Source organism: Aeromonas sp. 604443 (genome assembly GCF_049170315.1).
Taxonomy (GTDB): domain Bacteria; phylum Pseudomonadota; class Gammaproteobacteria; order Enterobacterales; family Aeromonadaceae; genus Aeromonas; species Aeromonas veronii_A.
The window spans coordinates 21,914-38,300 of sequence record NZ_JAAKMI010000023.1 but is presented as its reverse complement, the minus strand read 5'-3'; the positions used below and the strand labels follow the sequence as shown (position 1 = coordinate 38,300).

General features: G+C 58.9%; 16 protein-coding genes and 1 tRNA gene. 7 read left to right on the top strand and 10 right to left on the bottom strand.

Translation table 11 applies throughout. From position 1 onward, the window contains the following. Position 1: 1 nt before the first annotated feature. Together G5380_RS20275 and orn are read right to left on the bottom strand one after the other, a co-directional pair. Positions 2 to 74 (bottom strand) — tRNA-Gly (locus G5380_RS20275). A 178-nt stretch (positions 75 to 252) separates the two neighbouring features. Then, on the bottom strand, positions 253 to 798 hold the full coding sequence (orn, locus tag G5380_RS20270; RefSeq protein WP_111900716.1) for an oligoribonuclease: 546 nt from the start codon (positions 796 to 798) through the stop codon (positions 253 to 255). A gap of 91 nt (positions 799 to 889) precedes the next feature. On the opposite strand from orn, the gene rsgA reads away from it, so the two are divergent. Genes rsgA through G5380_RS20245 form a run of 5 tightly spaced genes read left to right on the top strand, consistent with a single transcriptional unit; the run spans position 890 to position 3,733 of the window. Then, positions 890 to 1,924 carry a small ribosomal subunit biogenesis GTPase RsgA gene (gene rsgA, locus G5380_RS20265; RefSeq protein ID WP_216977076.1) on the top strand — a complete coding sequence of 345 codons (1,035 nt, stop codon included), beginning with the start codon at positions 890 to 892 and terminating at the stop codon, positions 1,922 to 1,924. A 28-nt stretch (positions 1,925 to 1,952) separates the two neighbouring features. Beyond that, the gene (gene asd / locus G5380_RS20260) at positions 1,953 to 2,825 is read left to right on the top strand and encodes an archaetidylserine decarboxylase (RefSeq protein WP_216977074.1); all 873 of its coding nucleotides are present in this window, start codon (positions 1,953 to 1,955) and stop codon (positions 2,823 to 2,825) included. Then, on the top strand, positions 2,822 to 3,073 hold the full coding sequence (locus tag G5380_RS20255) for a VF530 family DNA-binding protein (protein WP_421353080.1): 252 nt from the start codon (positions 2,822 to 2,824) through the stop codon (positions 3,071 to 3,073). The genes asd and G5380_RS20255 overlap by 4 nt, the downstream gene beginning before the upstream one ends. A gap of 4 nt (positions 3,074 to 3,077) precedes the next feature. Next, the gene (locus G5380_RS20250; RefSeq protein ID WP_033114870.1) at positions 3,078 to 3,341 is read left to right on the top strand and encodes a DUF2960 domain-containing protein; all 264 of its coding nucleotides are present in this window, start codon (positions 3,078 to 3,080) and stop codon (positions 3,339 to 3,341) included. Positions 3,342 to 3,343: 2 nt separating this feature from the next. After that, complete coding sequence (locus G5380_RS20245; RefSeq protein WP_421210029.1) at positions 3,344 to 3,733, top strand: hypothetical protein; 390 nt, start codon at positions 3,344 to 3,346, stop codon at positions 3,731 to 3,733. 85 nt (positions 3,734 to 3,818) lie between these two features. On the opposite strand, the gene G5380_RS20240 is transcribed toward G5380_RS20245, so the two are convergent. From G5380_RS20240 to gpt, 5 genes are all read right to left on the bottom strand, one after another. Beyond that, a complete protein-coding gene (locus G5380_RS20240) occupies positions 3,819 to 5,108 on the bottom strand; it encodes a glutamate-5-semialdehyde dehydrogenase (protein ID WP_421231772.1) in 1,290 nt (429 codons plus the stop codon). Then, positions 5,108 to 6,211, bottom strand: coding sequence for a glutamate 5-kinase (gene proB / locus G5380_RS20235; protein WP_421231770.1), 1,104 nt, complete (start codon positions 6,209 to 6,211; stop codon positions 5,108 to 5,110). Before proB ends, G5380_RS20240 begins: the two co-directional genes overlap by 1 nt. A 144-nt stretch (positions 6,212 to 6,355) precedes the next feature. Continuing rightward, positions 6,356 to 6,748 carry a sigma factor-binding protein Crl gene (gene crl, locus G5380_RS20230; protein ID WP_421353079.1) on the bottom strand — a complete coding sequence of 131 codons (393 nt, stop codon included), beginning with the start codon at positions 6,746 to 6,748 and terminating at the stop codon, positions 6,356 to 6,358. A gap of 59 nt (positions 6,749 to 6,807) precedes the next feature. Next, complete coding sequence (frsA, locus tag G5380_RS20225; RefSeq protein WP_216952943.1) at positions 6,808 to 8,076, bottom strand: esterase FrsA; 1,269 nt, start codon at positions 8,074 to 8,076, stop codon at positions 6,808 to 6,810. A gap of 172 nt (positions 8,077 to 8,248) precedes the next feature. Next, on the bottom strand, positions 8,249 to 8,716 hold the full coding sequence (gene gpt, locus G5380_RS20220) for a xanthine phosphoribosyltransferase (protein WP_005339007.1): 468 nt from the start codon (positions 8,714 to 8,716) through the stop codon (positions 8,249 to 8,251). A gap of 948 nt (positions 8,717 to 9,664) precedes the next feature. On the opposite strand from gpt, the gene G5380_RS20215 reads away from it, so the two are divergent. Next, on the top strand, positions 9,665 to 11,116 hold the full coding sequence (locus G5380_RS20215; RefSeq protein ID WP_421210025.1) for an aminoacyl-histidine dipeptidase: 1,452 nt from the start codon (positions 9,665 to 9,667) through the stop codon (positions 11,114 to 11,116). Between the two features lie 81 nt (positions 11,117 to 11,197). Here G5380_RS20215 and djlA read toward each other — a convergent pair whose 3' ends face one another. From djlA to G5380_RS20200, 3 genes are read right to left on the bottom strand one after another with little or no spacing between them, the layout of a single operon-like run. Then, positions 11,198 to 12,031, bottom strand: a complete 834-nt coding sequence (gene djlA, locus G5380_RS20210; protein WP_421210023.1) for a co-chaperone DjlA — start codon at positions 12,029 to 12,031, stop codon at positions 11,198 to 11,200. A 19-nt stretch (positions 12,032 to 12,050) separates the two neighbouring features. After that, complete coding sequence (murU, locus tag G5380_RS20205; RefSeq protein ID WP_216952940.1) at positions 12,051 to 12,719, bottom strand: N-acetylmuramate alpha-1-phosphate uridylyltransferase MurU; 669 nt, start codon at positions 12,717 to 12,719, stop codon at positions 12,051 to 12,053. Continuing rightward, positions 12,716 to 13,726, bottom strand: coding sequence for an aminoglycoside phosphotransferase family protein (locus G5380_RS20200; RefSeq protein WP_421210021.1), 1,011 nt, complete (start codon positions 13,724 to 13,726; stop codon positions 12,716 to 12,718). Before G5380_RS20200 ends, murU begins: the two co-directional genes overlap by 4 nt. A gap of 174 nt (positions 13,727 to 13,900) precedes the next feature. Between G5380_RS20200 and lptD the strand changes: the two genes are divergently transcribed. Further along, the gene (gene lptD, locus G5380_RS20195; RefSeq protein WP_421210019.1) at positions 13,901 to 16,366 is read left to right on the top strand and encodes an LPS assembly protein LptD; all 2,466 of its coding nucleotides are present in this window, start codon (positions 13,901 to 13,903) and stop codon (positions 16,364 to 16,366) included. Positions 16,367 to 16,387 lie beyond the last annotated feature (21 nt).

Below are 16,387 nucleotides of genomic sequence, written 5' to 3'. Positions count from 1 at the left end.
GAGCGGGAAACGAGACTCGAACTCGCGACCCCGACCTTGGCAAGGTCGTGCTCTACCAACTGAGCTATTCCCGCAACTACCTTAAAACAGGCCGTACAGCATTTGGTTGCTTGCGCTACTGTACGGGAGCCGAATTATAAGAGCAGTCATTCCAATTGCAAGGGCTTTTTTGTCTGGTTGCGCGCGTTCGCTCAAAAGCTGGCCGAACTGTCGATTTTAGCAGCCAGCGCATGACAAACCCTTGCCGGGGAATCAGATCTTGAAGACGTGGCTGCGATAGAACTGCAGCTCGGCGATGGATTCGCGGATGTCGTCCAGCGCTTGATGGGTGCCGCTCTTCTTGAACTGATCCAGCAATTCCGGCTGCCAGCGGCGTACCAGCTCCTTGATGGTGCTGACGTCGACGTTGCGGTAGTGGAAGAAGGCTTCCAGCTCGGCCATATGCTTGACCATGAAGCGGCGATCCTGACCGATGCTGTTGCCGCACAGCGGGCTGGTGCGCTCCGGTACCCACTGGCGAATGAACGCGAGGGTCTCGGCAATGGCTTTCGCCTCATCGTGCTGACTCGCCTTGACCCGGGCGACCAGACCGCTCTTGGTATGGGTGTTGACGTTCCAGTCGTCCATTTTGGCCAGCTCTTCATCACTCTGATGAATGGCGATGACCGGCCCTTCGGCCAGTACGTTCAGATCCTTGTCGGTGACGATGGTGGCAATCTCCAGTACCACGTTCTCTTCGGGGTCGAGACCCGTCATCTCCATGTCGATCCATACCAGGTTCTGCGCGCTGACTGTCATGATTGCTCTCTCTATTGGGAGGAATGGCGGAATTTTGCCAATTTGCATGTATCATACTGGCTTTGGATCTGTTCATAAACTGGCGAATCGAGTGGCAAAGAAAGCAAAACTCAATCTGGGTCAACAAAGGCGCGTCCAGGCCAACCGCGAACGGCGGCTGCAAAAAGATCACACCACAGTGGTGGATGACACCCTGTTTGGCCCCGCCATCGAAGGGGTGGTGATCAGCCGTTTCGGTCAGCACGCAGACGTGGAAGCGGTCGATGGCACCATCCACCGCAGCAACCTGCGGCGCAGCAGCATCAGCAGTCTGGTGTGCGGCGACAAGGTGGTGTGGCGTCCCGGCCTCAATGCCGCGACAGCGGGCGTCATCGAGGCGGTGCATCCGCGCCACTCGGTACTGACCCGGCCGGACTTCTACGACGGGGTCAAACCCATCGCAGCCAATATCGACCAGATCATCATCGTCTCGGCGGTGATGCCCGAGTTCTCCACCAACATCGTCGACCGCTATCTGGTGGCCGCCGAGGATGTGGAGATCCGCCCCCTCATCGTGCTGAACAAGGTCGATATGCTCGATGATGCCGCCAGAGCGCGCATCGAAAGCCAGCTCGAAACCTACCGCAAACTCAATTACGAGGTGCTGCTGGTGAGCTGCGAGAGCGGCGAAGGGCTGGATGAGCTTAGAGCCGCACTGACCGACAAGATCAGCATCTTCGTCGGCCAGTCCGGGGTGGGTAAATCCTCGCTCACCAACGCCCTGATGCCGGGGCTGGATGTGCTGACCGGCGAGATCTCCGAAAACTCGGGGCTCGGCCAGCACACCACCACCACGGCGCGGCTCTACCACTTCCCGAGCGGTGGCGATCTCATCGACTCCCCCGGGATCCGCGAGTTCGCCCTCTGGCATCTGGAAGCCGACCGCATCACCTGGTGCTTCGTCGAATTCCGCGACTACCTGGGTGGCTGCAAGTTCCGCGACTGTACCCACAAGGACGATCCCGGCTGTGCCCTGCGCGCCGCGGTCGACGCGGGCGCCATCAGCGCTGATCGCTTCCACAACTATCACCGCATCCTGGAAACCATGCAGGAAGCCCGTCACGGTCGCCAACAGGCGCGCCTGTGACCCTGTTTAACCTACGTTGATGATGAACATGAGCATTACTGACAACCTGAAAATTGCCGGTCAATACTGTCTGCCCAAGCACGCCCTCTCCCGTCTGATCGGCAAGTTTGCCGCCGCCGAAGCGGGCAACATCACCACCAGGGTGATCGAGGCTTTTATCAAGCAGTACAAGGTCGACATGAGCGAGGCGCTGCACGAGAATCCGGCCCACTACAAGAGCTTCAACGAGTTCTTCACCCGCGAGCTCAAGCCCGGCATCCGCCCCGTGGTAGAAGATGCCATGACTCTGGCGCTGCCGGTCGATGGCACCGTCAGCCAGCTCGGCCCGATCCAGCAGGGTCGCATCATTCAGGCCAAGGGCCACGACTACAGCGCCCGTGAGCTGCTGGGCGGCTATGAGGATCTGGTAGCGCCGTTCAAGGATGGCGACTTCGCCACCATCTATCTGGCGCCCAAGGATTACCACCGCATCCACATGCCGCTGCATGGCGTGCTGGAGAGCATGGTGTTCGTGCCGGGGGATCTCTTCTCCGTCAACCCGCTCACCGCCGAGAACGTGCCGAACCTGTTTGCCCGCAACGAGCGAGTGGTCGCCACCTTCCGCACTCCGCACGGCCCGATGGCGCTGGTGCTGGTCGGTGCCACTATCGTGGCCAGCATCGAGACCATCTGGGCCGGCAACATTGCGCCGACCAAAGAGAAGAAGGTGGTGCGCTGGGACTATACCGGCGACGAGGCCATTACCCTGCAGAAAGGCGCCGAAATGGGCCTGTTCAAGCTGGGCAGCACCGTGGTCTGCCTGTTTGGCCCGGGCATGCTGGCCGGTTTTGAACCCCATCTGGCCAACGGGGTCACCACCCGCATGGGTCAGCCCTTTGCCAAGCTGGCGGAGCAGGCATGAGCGAGCAACCGAACGCCTCGCAGAAGAACAACCCGCTGCACGGGCTGACGCTGGAAGCCATCGTCACCGCGCTGGTCGAATACTACGGCTGGGAAGAGCTGGGGCAGCAGATCAATATCCGCTGCTTCACCCATGAGCCCAGCGTCAAATCCAGCCTGAAGTTCTTGCGCAAGACCCCATGGGCCCGGGAGAAGGTAGAGAGCCTCTACCTCTACGTTCAGCGCAAGCAAGCCAAAGCAAAGGAATAACGCCATGGCGTTCAAGATTACCTACACCTACAAGAAGCAGGCCAAAACGATCGGCTATGCCAACGACAAGTTCAACAGCATCTATGATGCGGTTGCCGCTGCCGAAGGGATCGATCTCGCCAGCTTCCACGCCATGGAAGCTCAGCTGGCTCAGGTGTGCCGGCGCGACAAGAAGAGCGTGAAGGATTACCGGGAGAACTACTTCAAGGAGCTGGGGTTCTCCAATATCGTCATCGAACGGGACAACCTCGAAGAGGATCAGAAGTAACCATGCGAACCTTGACTCTGATGGCCGCCTCTCTGCTGCTGGCGGCATGCAGTACACCGGAACAACATCTGGTGGGCAGCGATCGCGACAGCCACGGCTGTATCGGCAGTGCGGGCTATCAGTGGTCGGCGCTCACCAACCAGTGCGTGCGACTGTTCGAGCAGGGCATCCGGCTCAATCCGACCGATGCCGGCCAGACCAGCAGTGCGTTCGTGCTGTTCAACACCGATCAGAGCAAGGCCGAGCTCACCCTGCCCACTGGCGAGCAGCACCAGCTTGCCCGTCAGGGCATGGAAGGCAACTGGTCATGGCAAGGCAGCGGCTACACCCTCTTTATCTGGAAGGGTTATGTGCTCAAATCCGGTGACAAGGTGCTTTATCAGGGGGAGTAACCCGAACGCCTGATATCTTCGCGATATTTGCCAAACAAAATGCCGACCCAAGGGTCGGCATTTTTGTATCTGACACAACCTGTTGTCAGGCGCGGCTGAGGTAATCGGCCTGCCCTACCCACTTGTAGCTGGTGAGCTCGGTCAACCCCATGGGGCCACGGGCATGCAGCATCTGGGTCGAGACCGCCACTTCAGCGCCCAGACCAAACTGGCCACCATCGGTGAAACGGGTGGAGGCGTTGACATAGACAGCCGCCGAACCGGCGCCATTGACAAAACGCTCGGCGTTGGCCAGATCGTTGGTCAGGATGGCATCGGAGTGGCCGGCGTTGTGCTCGCGCATATGGGCCAGCGCCTCGTTCACATCCGCCACCAACTTGACCCCCAGGGTCAGCCCGAGCCACTCGGTATCGAAATCCTCCGGCCCTGCCTCGCACAGGTTGTCGGCACCCACCAGCAGCGCCATGGCGTTGGGCGCGGCCACAAGCGTCACCTTGCGCTCGTTCATCAGCGTCACCAGCTGCGGCAGGAAGGTGGCAGCCACCTTCTCGTGTACCAGCAAGGTATCGAGGGCATTGCAGGCGGAGGGGCGCTGCACCTTGGCGTTGTCGATGACCGCCAGAGAGCGCACCAGATCGGCGCTCTCGTCGACGAAAATATGGCTGATACCGAACCCGCCGATGATGACCGGAATGGAGCTGTTCTCCTTGCACATCTTGTGCAGGCCGGCACCGCCACGGGGGATGATCATGTCCACATAGCGGTCGAGACGCAGCAACTCGCCGACCAGCGCCCGATCCGGGTTGTCGATGTACTGCACCGCCGCCTCGGGCAGACCGGAGGCCGCCAAGGCATGCTGGATCACCCGCACCAGCTCCAGATTGGAGTGGAAGGTCTCGCGCCCGCCACGCAGTATGCTGGCGTTGCCGGTCTTGAGGCAGAGGCTGGCGATGTCGATGGTGACGTTGGGGCGCGCCTCGTAGATGACGCCGATAACCCCAATGGGCACCCGACGACGGGAGAGCCGCAGGCCATTTTCCAGCACCCGACTATCCATTTCGGCACCGACCGGATCGTCCAGCGTGATCACCTTGCGCACATCTGCCACGATACCGGCCAGCCGGGCCGGATTGAGCAGCAGGCGATCCAGCATCGCTTCTGACAAGCCCGCCTCACGGCCAGCCGCAATATCCTTGTCGTTGGCAGCAAGGATCTGCTCACTGCGCGCCTCAAGCTCATCGGCGATGGCGGCCAGCGCCCGATTCTTCTGCGCCGTGCTGATGGTAACCAGCTGATAGGCAGCTTCACGGGCCGCCTGCCCCATTTTCTCCAGACTCATCTCGGTTCCCTTTTGTTCATGCCGTGCCGCCCTGATTAGAGCAGCACCATATCGTCTCGATGGATGGCTACTGAACCATATCCATAGCCCAGTACCTGCTCAATCTGATCCGAGTGGACGCCACGCAGCCTCTCCAGCTCCAGATGGTCGTAACGGCAGATACCGCGCGCCAGCTCGGCACCTTTGGGATCGAGGATCCGCACCACATCGCCTCGAATAAAATCGCCCTTGACGGCGACGATCCCCTTGGGCAGCAGACTGGAGCCTTTATCCTTCATGGCGGCGACAGCCCCCTGATCCACATGCACTTCGCCGTGAGGGGGCGGGCCTGCCAGGATCCAGCTCTTGCGCCCTTCCAGCGGGGACGCCAGCGCCGGGAACAGGGTGCCAATCCGCTCGCCCTTGGCAAGACGGCCGATCACCTCCGGCATCTGGCCGGTCGCGATCACCACGTTGACACCAGCTCGACGGGCCACATCGGCGGCCTGCAGCTTGGTAGCCATGCCGCCGGTGCCGAGGCCGCTGACACTGTCACCCGCCAGCGAGCGCAGGGTATCGTCGATGGTTTGCACCTCTTCAATGAGCTGGGCATCGGGATTGGTACGCGGATCGGCGGTAAACAGCCCCTTCTGGTCGGTCAGCAGGATCAGCAGATCCGCATCCGCCAGAATGGCGGCGCGGGCGGAGAGGTTGTCGTTGTCGCCGACCTTGATCTCGGCGGTCGCCACAGCGTCGTTTTCGTTGATCACCGGAATGATCCTGTGATCAAGCAGGGTGCGCAGGGTGTCGCGGGCGTTGAGGTAGCGCTCCCGATCTTCCAGATCGGCGCGGGTCAGCAGCATCTGGCCGATATGCAAACCATAGAGGTTGAACAGATCCTGCCACACCCGTATGAGCTGGGTCTGGCCGACAGCCGCCAACATCTGCTTGTTGGGCAGGGTTGGCGCCAGTGGCGGGTGCCCCAGATGTTCACGCCCGGCGGCGATAGCCCCCGAGGTGACGACCACGACCCGATGGCCGTGACGGTGCAAGGCCGCACACTGTCTGACCAGCTCGACCATATGGGCACGATTGAGCTGGGAAGACCCCCCTGTGAGCACGCTGGTGCCCAACTTGACGACTATGGTTCTGTTTTCCATGGGAGCATAAAGGCTAAAAAATAAGGAATATCTTTATACCCACGGCCATGGGGCCCTGCAAGGCAATTCCATAAAGGGCGATGAAAGGATGGGGCAAGAGCCTCCCTGCGAGCTCGTCACAACCTCTCGCAGGGCATCAGAGTCTCAAGCGGCCGTGACGCTCAACTCGTTGGTCACCTGTTCGGCAGGCACTAGCTGACACTCGAGCGAGGACAGTTTGTCACTGATCAATTTGTAGAAACGGTTGAGGGTCCGTTCCACCTCGACCTGGTGCTTCTTGGGGATAGGCTTGTCGAGCCACTCGCCATCGGCATTGTACAATCCGAAATGGTAATGGTAGCGGAACAGATGATCCTCCTGCTCCAGCACCAGCCACCAACCCCAGAACTCCCGCTTGTCTGGCGCCGGTTTGGCACTGACACAAACGGAAAGACTGTCGAAACGGTAACGCCCCTCTTCACAGAGATCCTCACGCAAATAGGGGCCAATGGCAGCAAACTGTCTCAGCAGTCGCTTGTAGGTCACTCTTTCAGACATGTTAACCTCCCTGTTAAACAAGCCGCGCCACCTCGGGATGGCGTCAGTCCTTCAGCGCATCAGATACATAGATGCTGTTTCAGCCACTCGACGATTTCGTCCAGCGCCTTGTCATACACCTCAAGCAAGGGCTGCTTGTCGAAGACGATGGCCTTGCCGTTACGACTGGCCGCCGCCAATGCCCGTACATCCTGCTCGGGACAGATGAAATCTCGTTTGTGTCCAATACTCAATATCGGCACAGAGGTGCGAGTCCCCAGTAATCCCTGCGTTTTCAGTGAAAATACCTGACACTTGGTACGCATGGTATCCCAATGAGCCGCATCAGCGCCCAACCGGTTGGCCAGGCTGTCCCGCATCATGCGCGGGCACTTGGCAAACAACTCCTGATTGGTAAACACCTGATTGACCCCGGCCCCGACACAGACCACGGTTTTGAGCTTGAATGGCTCGATAAAGGCCAGACGTGCCGCCACATTGCCTGCCAATCGCATACCGACCATAGCGATACGCTGATGATCGACCCAGGCCACTTCGGAGAGATAGTGCAGCACAGCCTGATGAAGGCGGCTGGTATCCTGTACCAATGGCCAATGCTCGGCATAGCCGATGCCCGGCATGTCGAGGGAGAGCATACCGATGCCGTTGGGCTCGAGTCGCTTGAGATAGAAGTTGAGGAAATCGAGCTGCAGAGAGTCGATCCCCCCGCTGATGATCACCAGAGGCACCGGTTTGTCGGTGGTCGGCAGGTGGAGATAACCCTGAATATGCTTGCCGCGAAAGGGCACCTGGATCTCTTTGAGCGGCACCTTGAACAACCGGCCCGCCTCGCGATAGGCCATATTGCCAAGCAGCTGGGCCTGATCCGCCAGTTCATCATCCTTGAGATGGGGGTAGCTGGCGATGGAATAGTAGCGCACCGCCTTGAGCAGCTGTTTCAAGGCGCCAGCTGCATCCCCCTGCTCACGCAGTTCGCGCCCAAGCTTGAAGTAGTTACCAGCCACCTGGCTCCACTCATAGATCCAGTTGCCAGGCACATAGCCCTTGATGGTATCGAGATAGCAGTCATGGGTGCGTTCACCGGTCGCCATGGCGATGCGGGCCAGAGTCTGCTCAACCTCGACCGGGTCGGCCCCCTGCCAGGCCCAGGAGGGGCGGCGCAGCAGGCGATACCAGCTCTTTGACATGGAGCCGTCGATAAACATCTCGTCTGACTCTGCTTCGGCAATGTCCGCCGGGCTGGAGTTGGAGATCTCGGAAGTTTCCAGCACCTTCTTGACCCGGGTAAACAGCTTTTCGGTCAGATTGAGGTCGTCGTTCAAGTCCAAGATTGTGTCCCATTCATATCAGGCAATAGCTCATCTTAACCACTTTTACTGCCCATCAGCCACCCTGCAACAGATTGATACACAAAAAAACAGGGCTCCATCAAGGAGCCCTGTGAAACCATTCTTGCCGCGTGCGGCCAATTGACGCTCTGAACGTCACATCCCGATCCCGTTACTTTTCGTCGCAGATCGGTGTGGCGAACTCCAGCGCCATATCCCACGGCTGTTCAATCCAGGTATCCTGCGGGATTGCCACTTCGAAATCGTCCAGCAGCGCTTCGCCCATCGGCTTGGCGAAGATCGCGATGAACTTGGCTTTCGGGTAGAGCTCGCGGATCGCCTTGGCGGTAGTGCCGGTGTCTACCAGATCTTCCACCACCAGCCAGCCTTCTCCGTCACCGGCGGTGGTGGCAGCTTTAACGACTACCAACTCGCGCTGGCTGTCGTGGTCATAGCTGGAGATGCAGAGGGTTTCCACATTACGAATGCCAAGTTCACGGGCCATCAGGGCTGCGGGCACCAGACCACCACGGCTGACCGCGATGATACCTTTCCACTGGCTGACAGGCAGCTGACGACGGGCCAGACGGCGAGCTTCACGTTGCAGGTTGTCCCACGACACATAGAACTTTTTCGGCATGTTATCGATCTCGAATAGTTATTTAAAAACAATCACTTAAAATAACAACATCCGCAATTCTCCCTGCGGATGCCAGTAAATGGCGGCCCTTGCCCGACTGAATTCAGATTGCACTTCGGCTGCCTCAGGGCTAAGCCTCGGCAGCAAATCTGATAACAATGGAAGCAAGATGGGCTTATCCGGCGATCGGTTAGATGATGTGTCCAAACCGCGGACAGGCTGTTGGGCCGATATGATAGCACCGTTTGCAGAGAAAATGCCTGGCAAACGTATGCCAAAAACAGGAAAAATCGGCATCACCCTCTCCATTCGGCCCATCTCGAGCGCCAAACGACTAACCTGCCGTCCCTGCTGCCGAACCCAAATGGGACTGTGCGGCAAATCGCAGATAAAAAAATAGCAGGGGGAGGGTTTACCTCACGCACCTGCTGCTTTCTAGCCTCTGCCTGGTTGGGCAGCTCGTCTTAGCGACGAGTGACGAAGGGGTTAGGGTAGCTGAAACCCTGGGTATACAAAGAGGGGGCAAACCAATAGGTTGAGTTGCTGCCTGGCATATTGAAACTCCTGATTGCTTAACAAGTTACGTACCTTTAATGCGGGCTCAAATCCTTGAACGAACACTCGGTTCCATGGAGGCGCACTTGCTTTGCTTCGGTTCCCTGGAGGCTTTCATCGTCATCCTGACGGGTGGCGAACCACGGGAGCTAATTTACCAGTCGGTGCATTAAATTCAATATTTTTGTGAGATCGGTCACACATTTTCTTTTCTATCGGTCAGCGTCGTCCGAACCTGACGATCGTACTGCCTGGTTGCCATCAGCCAGCACAAGCTGCCTGCGATTTGCGCTGATTGCTCACATTTTTGTGTGATTGACTGTATTATCGTTATCCTCTTCCCCGGCCCGCTGATGGGGCCCTGTTAATTCCGTGCTGGTAAGGAGTCCCGACGTGGCACAGCTTAGCTCTCTCTCTCCCAAACTGATTTGGCATTTCTTCGAACAGATCTGCTCCATTCCCCACCCTTCCAAACATGAAGCCAAACTGAGCGCCTGGATCATCCAATGGGCTCAAGGGGAAGGTCTGGCGGTCAAGCAGGACAAGGTCGGCAACATCATCATCAAGAAACCGGCCACCCCGGGGATGGAAAACCGCAAAGCCGTGGTACTGCAGGCCCACATCGACATGGTGCCGCAGGCCAACGCCGACACCAAACACGACTTCGCGACCGACCCCATCGATGCCTATGTCGATGGCGAGTGGGTCACGGCCCGTGGCACCACTCTGGGTGCCGACAACGGCATAGGCATGGCCGGTTGCCTGGCAGTGCTGGCTGACAAGACCATCAAACACGGTCCGCTGGAAGTGCTGCTGACCACCGACGAAGAGACCGGCATGACCGGCGCATTCGGTCTGGAAGCGGGCTGGCTGGAGGGCGAAATTCTGCTCAACACCGACTCCGAAGAGGATGGCGAAGTCTATATGGGCTGCGCTGGCGGTGTGGATGCCAATATCCGCTTCCAGCTCGAGCTGGTTGACGCCAGCGAAGGCGAAGCGTTCGAACTGGCCGTAAAAGGGCTGCGTGGCGGTCACTCAGGTTGTGATATCCATCGCGGTCGTGGCAACGCCAACAAGCTGCTGGTGCGTCTGCTCAAAGCAGCAGAGCCGCTGGGTGTTCGTCTGGCCGAGATCCACGGCGGCACCCTGCGCAACGCCATCCCGCGCGAAGCCCGTGCCACCCTGCTGGTGCCTGCTGCCAGCGTGAACGAGTTCAAGGCGCTGGTTGACCGCTACACCGGGATCTACCAGACCGAACTGGCCGCCACCGAGCCGAACCTGACCGTGCTGGTCAACAACGCTGCCAAACCGGCCAAGCTGATGAGTGTCTCCCTGCAACAGCGCCTGCTGGATGCCCTGATGGCCTGCCCGAACGGCGTGATGCGCATGAGCGATGCCATGCCCGGCGTGACCGAAACCTCTACCAACCTGGGGGTCATTAAGACTCAGGATGGCGAAGTGTACGTCCAGTGTCTGATCCGCTCCCTGATCGACTCCGGCCGCGAGAGCATCGAGCAGATGACCCGCTCCCTGTTCACCCTGGCGGGTGCCAGCTGCGAATTCACCGGAGCCTATCCGGGTTGGGCGCCGAACGTGGACTCCCCCATCATGGCGCTGGTACGCAACAGCTACCAGACTCTGTTTGGCACTATGCCCAACGTGATGGTGATCCACGCCGGTCTCGAGTGCGGTCTGTTCAAGAGCGCCTATCCGGAGTGGGACATGGTCTCCTTCGGCCCGACCATCCGCGGGGCCCACTCCCCTGACGAGAAGGTACATATCCCGGCTGTCGAGCGTTTCTGGCAACTGCTGGTGCACGTGCTGGAAGCGATTCCGGCCAAATAACCCGGCCTGAGCCACACGGCAAAACAAAGCCCCGCACTGCTGCGGGGCTTTTTATTGTCTGTTACAGCCAGATTTTGGCGCTTACCGGATACCGCGGGCCTCGCGGATCCACTCCCATGCTTGCTGGATCTCCTGGGTCTTCTCCTTGGCCATCTCCATCATCTCCGGTGGCAGCCCTTTGGCGGCCAGCTTGTCCGGGTGATGCTTGCTCATCTCCTTGCGGTAGGCGCGCTTGATATCCTGATCGCTGTCGCTCTCGCTCACCCCCAGCAACTGGTAGGCATTCTTGAGGCGATCCGCAGAGGGTGCCGCCTGTCGATACTGCTGGCCACCGGAATGGCCTCCCTGATACTGGCCATGAGCCTGATTGAAGAAGTTCATCTGCGCTTCGGCCATCGCCAGAATGCGGGCCAGCTCGATGCGGCTGAAGCCCAGTTCGTCGGCAATGGTGTGCAGAATGGCGCGCTCGCCCTCCTCTATCCGCCCGTCGGCAAAGGCCGCCTGCAACTGCACTTCGAGGAAGAAGCGCAGAATGTCGCGCTGCCCCAGACTGGCACGGCGGAACTCGGCCAGGGTCTCGCGCAGCGGGAAGTCAGCCTCCTTACCGAGACGAAACGACTCCTGCGCCCGGGCACGCTGTTCGCCCGCCAGCCGCATACGATCCATCAGGTTGGAGGCAACCCGGATCTCCTGTTCGGTCACCTGACCGCTTGACTTGGCGATGTGACCCATCACCGAGAAAGTGGCATGGAAGAAGACGGCTTGCTGCTCCTGACTCGGACCGCGACGAAACGCCCCCTGCAGCCCCATGCCACGGTCGAAACGGTGGCCGATCCAGAGGCCAATCAGGGCGCCGATGATATTGCCGAGCAGAAAACCGAAGAAGGCGCCCAGCACCTTACCCCAAATACGCATGGTTCAAGACCTCTTGAAGTTAATGAGTGCGGGCCTGGAGCTGGTCATCCAGCTCGCGCAGTCGATCGACCGTGCCGATATCGCGCCACTCGCCAGCGAGCAGGCTGCCGCCCACCCGCCCTTGCGCCATCCAGTCACGGAGCAGGGGCGCCAGCTTGCGGGCACCGCCCGCGAGACCGGCAAAGGCCGCCGGATCATATAGTCCGACCCCGCTGAAGGTAAACGCTGGCGTATCCATAACTCGCCCTTCTTGCAAGGCAAAGTCCCCGGCGGGGTGCTGGGGCGGATTGGGCACCAGCCAGAGGTGGGCCAGATCATCGCCAAGGGGCTGGCTGACCAGAGTGTGATAATCGAGATCGAGCCAGGTATCGCCGTTGATCACCAAAAAAGGTTCAGAGCCCAGTAGCGGCAGCGCCTGCACAATGCCGCCCGCGGTCTCCAGCGCGCTCTCCTCGGCTGACCAGTGGATGGTCACGCCAAGCGCACTGCCATCACCAAGGCTCTCGACCAACTTGTGGCCGAGCCAGGCGTGGTTAATGACCAGCTCGGTCACGCCAGCTGACTTCAACTTTTCGATATGGTGGACGATAAGCGGCTTGCCCCCCACCGCCAGCAGCGGCTTGGGCAGCAGGTCAGTCAGCGGGCGCATCCGCTCGCCACGGCCAGCGGCCAGGATCATCGCCTTCATGGTTTTACCCCTGCATTGGCGACCCCCGGCAACACCACCTGCTCCAACCACTGACCAAAACGGGCCAGTACCGGATAGGCACCACCATGAGTGCGACAGACATCCACCACGTAGCCGAGGGTACGGGGAATATCCTTGAGATAGCCGGACTTGCCGTCGCGATGATAGAGCCGGGTAAAGATTCCGGCCGCTTTGAGGTGGCGCTGCATGCCGGTCAGATCGGCATCGCGACGGAAACTGGCATAATCGAGCTCGCCAAGCAGACCCGCCTGTTGCAGGGTGGCAAAGCCGTGGCGCATCCCTTCATCGATCACCTCGTCCGGCCAGAGCACGTAGCAATCTTTCAGCAAGGAGACCAGATCATAAGTGAGCGGCCCGATGACCATATCCTGAAAATCGATGATGGCCAGCCGGCTGCTCTCGGGGGTATCACCGCCACATACCATCAGGTTGCGACTGTGGAAATCCCGATGCATCACCCCCTGCGGCTGGGCCAGATTGCAGGCGGTGAGGCAGGCAAAGGTCTCGTCCAGCAGTTGCTGCTCTTCATGGCTCAGGCTCAGTTGCAGATGATGGCCGAGCAGCCACTCGGGGAAAATGCTGTTCTCCCGCGCCATAAATGCCGCATCGAAGGGTTCAAGCGCCAGTTCAACCGCCCCCAGGCGGGGCAGCAAATCAATCACCTTGCCATACCAGGCCAGTACGTTGTGTTCGTTCAGGCAGCTGATCAGCTGAGTATCGCCCAGGTCACTCACCGCCAGCAGACCCTGTTCGTAGTCCACCGCCTTGACCTCTGGCGCCAACAGCTGACGCGCCTGCAAGGCGGCCGCGTTACGAACAAACTCATGATTTTTTTCGGTTTTCGGATTGGCATCCACCCAAACCAGACCACCACCGCGATAGTAGCGACGGAAGCTGGCATCACCGGAAATGAGGGTCAACTGAAGATTGGCATCACCGGAAATACGGCGTGCCCACTGCAATAGCAGGGAATCGCGATCGTGCATAAGTAGAGGACCAAGGTGGAAAGCAGCACTTGGCTGTTAGCCCTGGCCGCAATAATGCTTTATCATTGCCGGCTAACATAAAGCAATGACATGCAATGTCAACTCGATGAAACCTGTCGTAAAATGCATGCCTTGGATCAACCGTATCTATCACGGATTGCACGAGTCTTTCACATGACCAAATGGACACTGGGGTACCGCTATCCCATCGCCCTGACTATCAGCCTGGCCCCCGCACTCACTCCTATGATGGTGCAGGCGGCCCCGTTCGAAGCGCCGCCAGCCACCGGCATTCTCGATAGTCTCTGCTATGACTATGTTCCCAAGATAGAGAAGCCTGCATCGGATCAGGATGCCAACGCGCAGCCGGTCGAGGTTGATGCTGACCGTCTCGAGGCCAAACAGGGCGGCACCGCCGTCTATGAAGGCGACGTCAAGGTTCGTCAGGGTGTTCGCAAGTTTGACTCCGATTATGCACAGCTCGATCAGAAGAGCCGGGATGTCATCGCCATCGGCAACATCTATTACAACGACGGTCAGGTGACCGTCACCAGCGACAAGACCCTCAAATCCAACCTGGATACCAAAAACTCCGAGCTGGAGGAGGGCAAGTATCAGGTGCATGGCTCACCGGTGCGCGGCTTTGCCAAACGCGTGGTGATGACCAACAACAACCAGAACATCACCATGGAGGGAGCCCAGTACACTACCTGCCCCCCCGGTCAGGAAGTGTGGACCCTCAAGGCGGGCAGCATCGACATCGACCAGAAAGAGGTGTTCGGCGAAGCCTGGAACGCCAGCCTCTGGCTCTATGACTACCCGGTGTTCTACTTCCCCTATATAAACTTCCCCATCAAGGATGAACGGAAGACAGGTCTGCTCTACCCGGGTTACAAACAGAGTTCCGGCAACGGCATGGAGATCACCCAGCCCTTCTACTGGAACATTGCCCCCAACTACGATGCCACCATCACCTCCCGCTTTATGGACAAACGCGGCCTGATGGAACAGGTAGAGTTTCGCTACATGCCGGACCCAGCCCATACCGGTACCCTCTATTTTGAAAGCCTCAGGGATGACAAGCAGTATGATGCTGGCAACCCGAGCTTTACCAACCCGTCGACAGGGACTCCGTACCTCTCAGATGGTCATCGTTACCTGATGAATATTCGTCACGGATCCACCCTGATGGATGGCTCCCTGCATTTAGGCATCGACTACACCCAGGTACGGGACAAGGATTACAACTACTTCAACGACTTCAGCCCGCAAGTGGGCACCCAGGTCGACAGCCAGTTGCAGCAATCCTTTACCGCCGGTTACTACCAGCAGAACTGGAACCTCACCTCCGAGGTGCGTCGCTATCAGATCCTGAGTCCCTACGCGCTGCTGCCCCACGAGATGCTGCCACGCATCAACTACAACTACTTCCAGCAGGGGAAATGGTTCGATCTGGCCTGGAACAGCGAGCTGACCAAGTTTGGCTATGACAGCGGCAGCGCCACTGCCCAGCAGGCCGGTGAGCGTTATACCGCTACCCGTCTGCATCTGGCTCCCACCCTGACCATCCCCCTGGTCGATGCGCCGGGTTACTACCTTATAAGCCAGTACAAACTGATGTTTACCTCCTACAACCAGGAGATCCCCAAAGACCTGATTAGCCAGGATCGCAGTAAATTTACAGACGCAGATAGCCAGCAGCTGACCCTGAAAGACGGCACCATTACCCGCACCTTGCCGTCCTTCCGCCTCAAGGGGGGCGTCAACTTCGATCGTCCGGTAGACTGGTATGATGGCAAGGGCACCCAGACCCTGGAGCCTGAGTTCCAGTACCTCTATATCCCTTACAAGAATCAGGACGAAATAGGGATTTACGACTCCACCACTACCCGTCAGGACTACTACAGCCTGTTCAGCGATCGCCGCTACGCCGGTCTCGACCGCATCAGCGATGCCAACCGGGTCACCGTTGGCCTGACCAGCCGGGTCTATGACAATGTGGGGGATGAGCGGTTACGTCTGGCGGTAGCCCAGGCCTTCGAGATGACACCTCCCAAGGTGCGCCTCTACCCGTCCGATCAGGAAAACACCAACGCCCGCTCCCTGCTCTCGTTCGAGGGGGATGCCCGGATCACCGATGAGTGGTTCGCCCATGCCGGCACCCAGTACGATACCTCCGAGGGGGAATTTACTGCCGGCAACGGTGCAGTCGAATACCGGACCGGCAAGCTGACCACCCAGGTCAACTACCGCTATATCCAGGACGGCAACCGGGACTATCGCTACCCGAGCAATCCTGCTCTGGCCGAAGACCTCAGCCAGGCTGGTCTGGTGATGATGGCGCCGATCGCCGATCAGTGGCAGATGTATGGCGGTTACTATCGCGATATCAAGCAGGATGTGAACATTGACCGCAAGATCGGTGTCAAATACGACTCCTGCTGCTGGAGCATCAACATGAGCCTGGAGTGGCACAACCAGCCGGACAACATCACTCTGAAGCCCACTTCGGAAAAAGTCATTGGTCTGCAGTTTGAAATGAAGGGACTTGGCAGCGTGGGTACCGGTGGCCGCAGTGTCACACTGGATACCGAGCTGTTGCCCTATGTTCGCCCGTTTAATCTGAAAGACCAGCAATGATGCTGGTCCAGCCTTGAGAGA

What these genes read in the sequence shown, in the direction of transcription:
- murU (WP_216952940.1), bottom strand. Translation starts at nt 12,719, where the DNA reads ATGAAGGCGATGATCCTGGCCGCTGGCCGTGGCGAGCGGATGCGCCCG.
- G5380_RS20245 (WP_421210029.1), top strand. Translation starts at nt 3,344, where the DNA reads ATGCGAACCTTGACTCTGATGGCCGCCTCTCTGCTGCTGGCGGCATGC.
- G5380_RS20250 (WP_033114870.1), top strand. Translation starts at nt 3,078, where the DNA reads ATGGCGTTCAAGATTACCTACACCTACAAGAAGCAGGCCAAAACGATC.
- djlA (WP_421210023.1), bottom strand. Translation starts at nt 12,031, where the DNA reads ATGCGTATTTGGGGTAAGGTGCTGGGCGCCTTCTTCGGTTTTCTGCTC.
- proB (WP_421231770.1), bottom strand. Translation starts at nt 6,211, where the DNA reads ATGGAAAACAGAACCATAGTCGTCAAGTTGGGCACCAGCGTGCTCACA.
- G5380_RS20255 (WP_421353080.1), top strand. Translation starts at nt 2,822, where the DNA reads ATGAGCGAGCAACCGAACGCCTCGCAGAAGAACAACCCGCTGCACGGG.
- lptD (WP_421210019.1), top strand. Translation starts at nt 13,901, where the DNA reads ATGACCAAATGGACACTGGGGTACCGCTATCCCATCGCCCTGACTATC.
- G5380_RS20200 (WP_421210021.1), bottom strand. Translation starts at nt 13,726, where the DNA reads ATGCACGATCGCGATTCCCTGCTATTGCAGTGGGCACGCCGTATTTCC.
- crl (WP_421353079.1), bottom strand. Translation starts at nt 6,748, where the DNA reads ATGTCTGAAAGAGTGACCTACAAGCGACTGCTGAGACAGTTTGCTGCC.
- gpt (WP_005339007.1), bottom strand. Translation starts at nt 8,716, where the DNA reads ATGCCGAAAAAGTTCTATGTGTCGTGGGACAACCTGCAACGTGAAGCT.
- orn (WP_111900716.1), bottom strand. Translation starts at nt 798, where the DNA reads ATGACAGTCAGCGCGCAGAACCTGGTATGGATCGACATGGAGATGACG.
- asd (WP_216977074.1), top strand. Translation starts at nt 1,953, where the DNA reads ATGAGCATTACTGACAACCTGAAAATTGCCGGTCAATACTGTCTGCCC.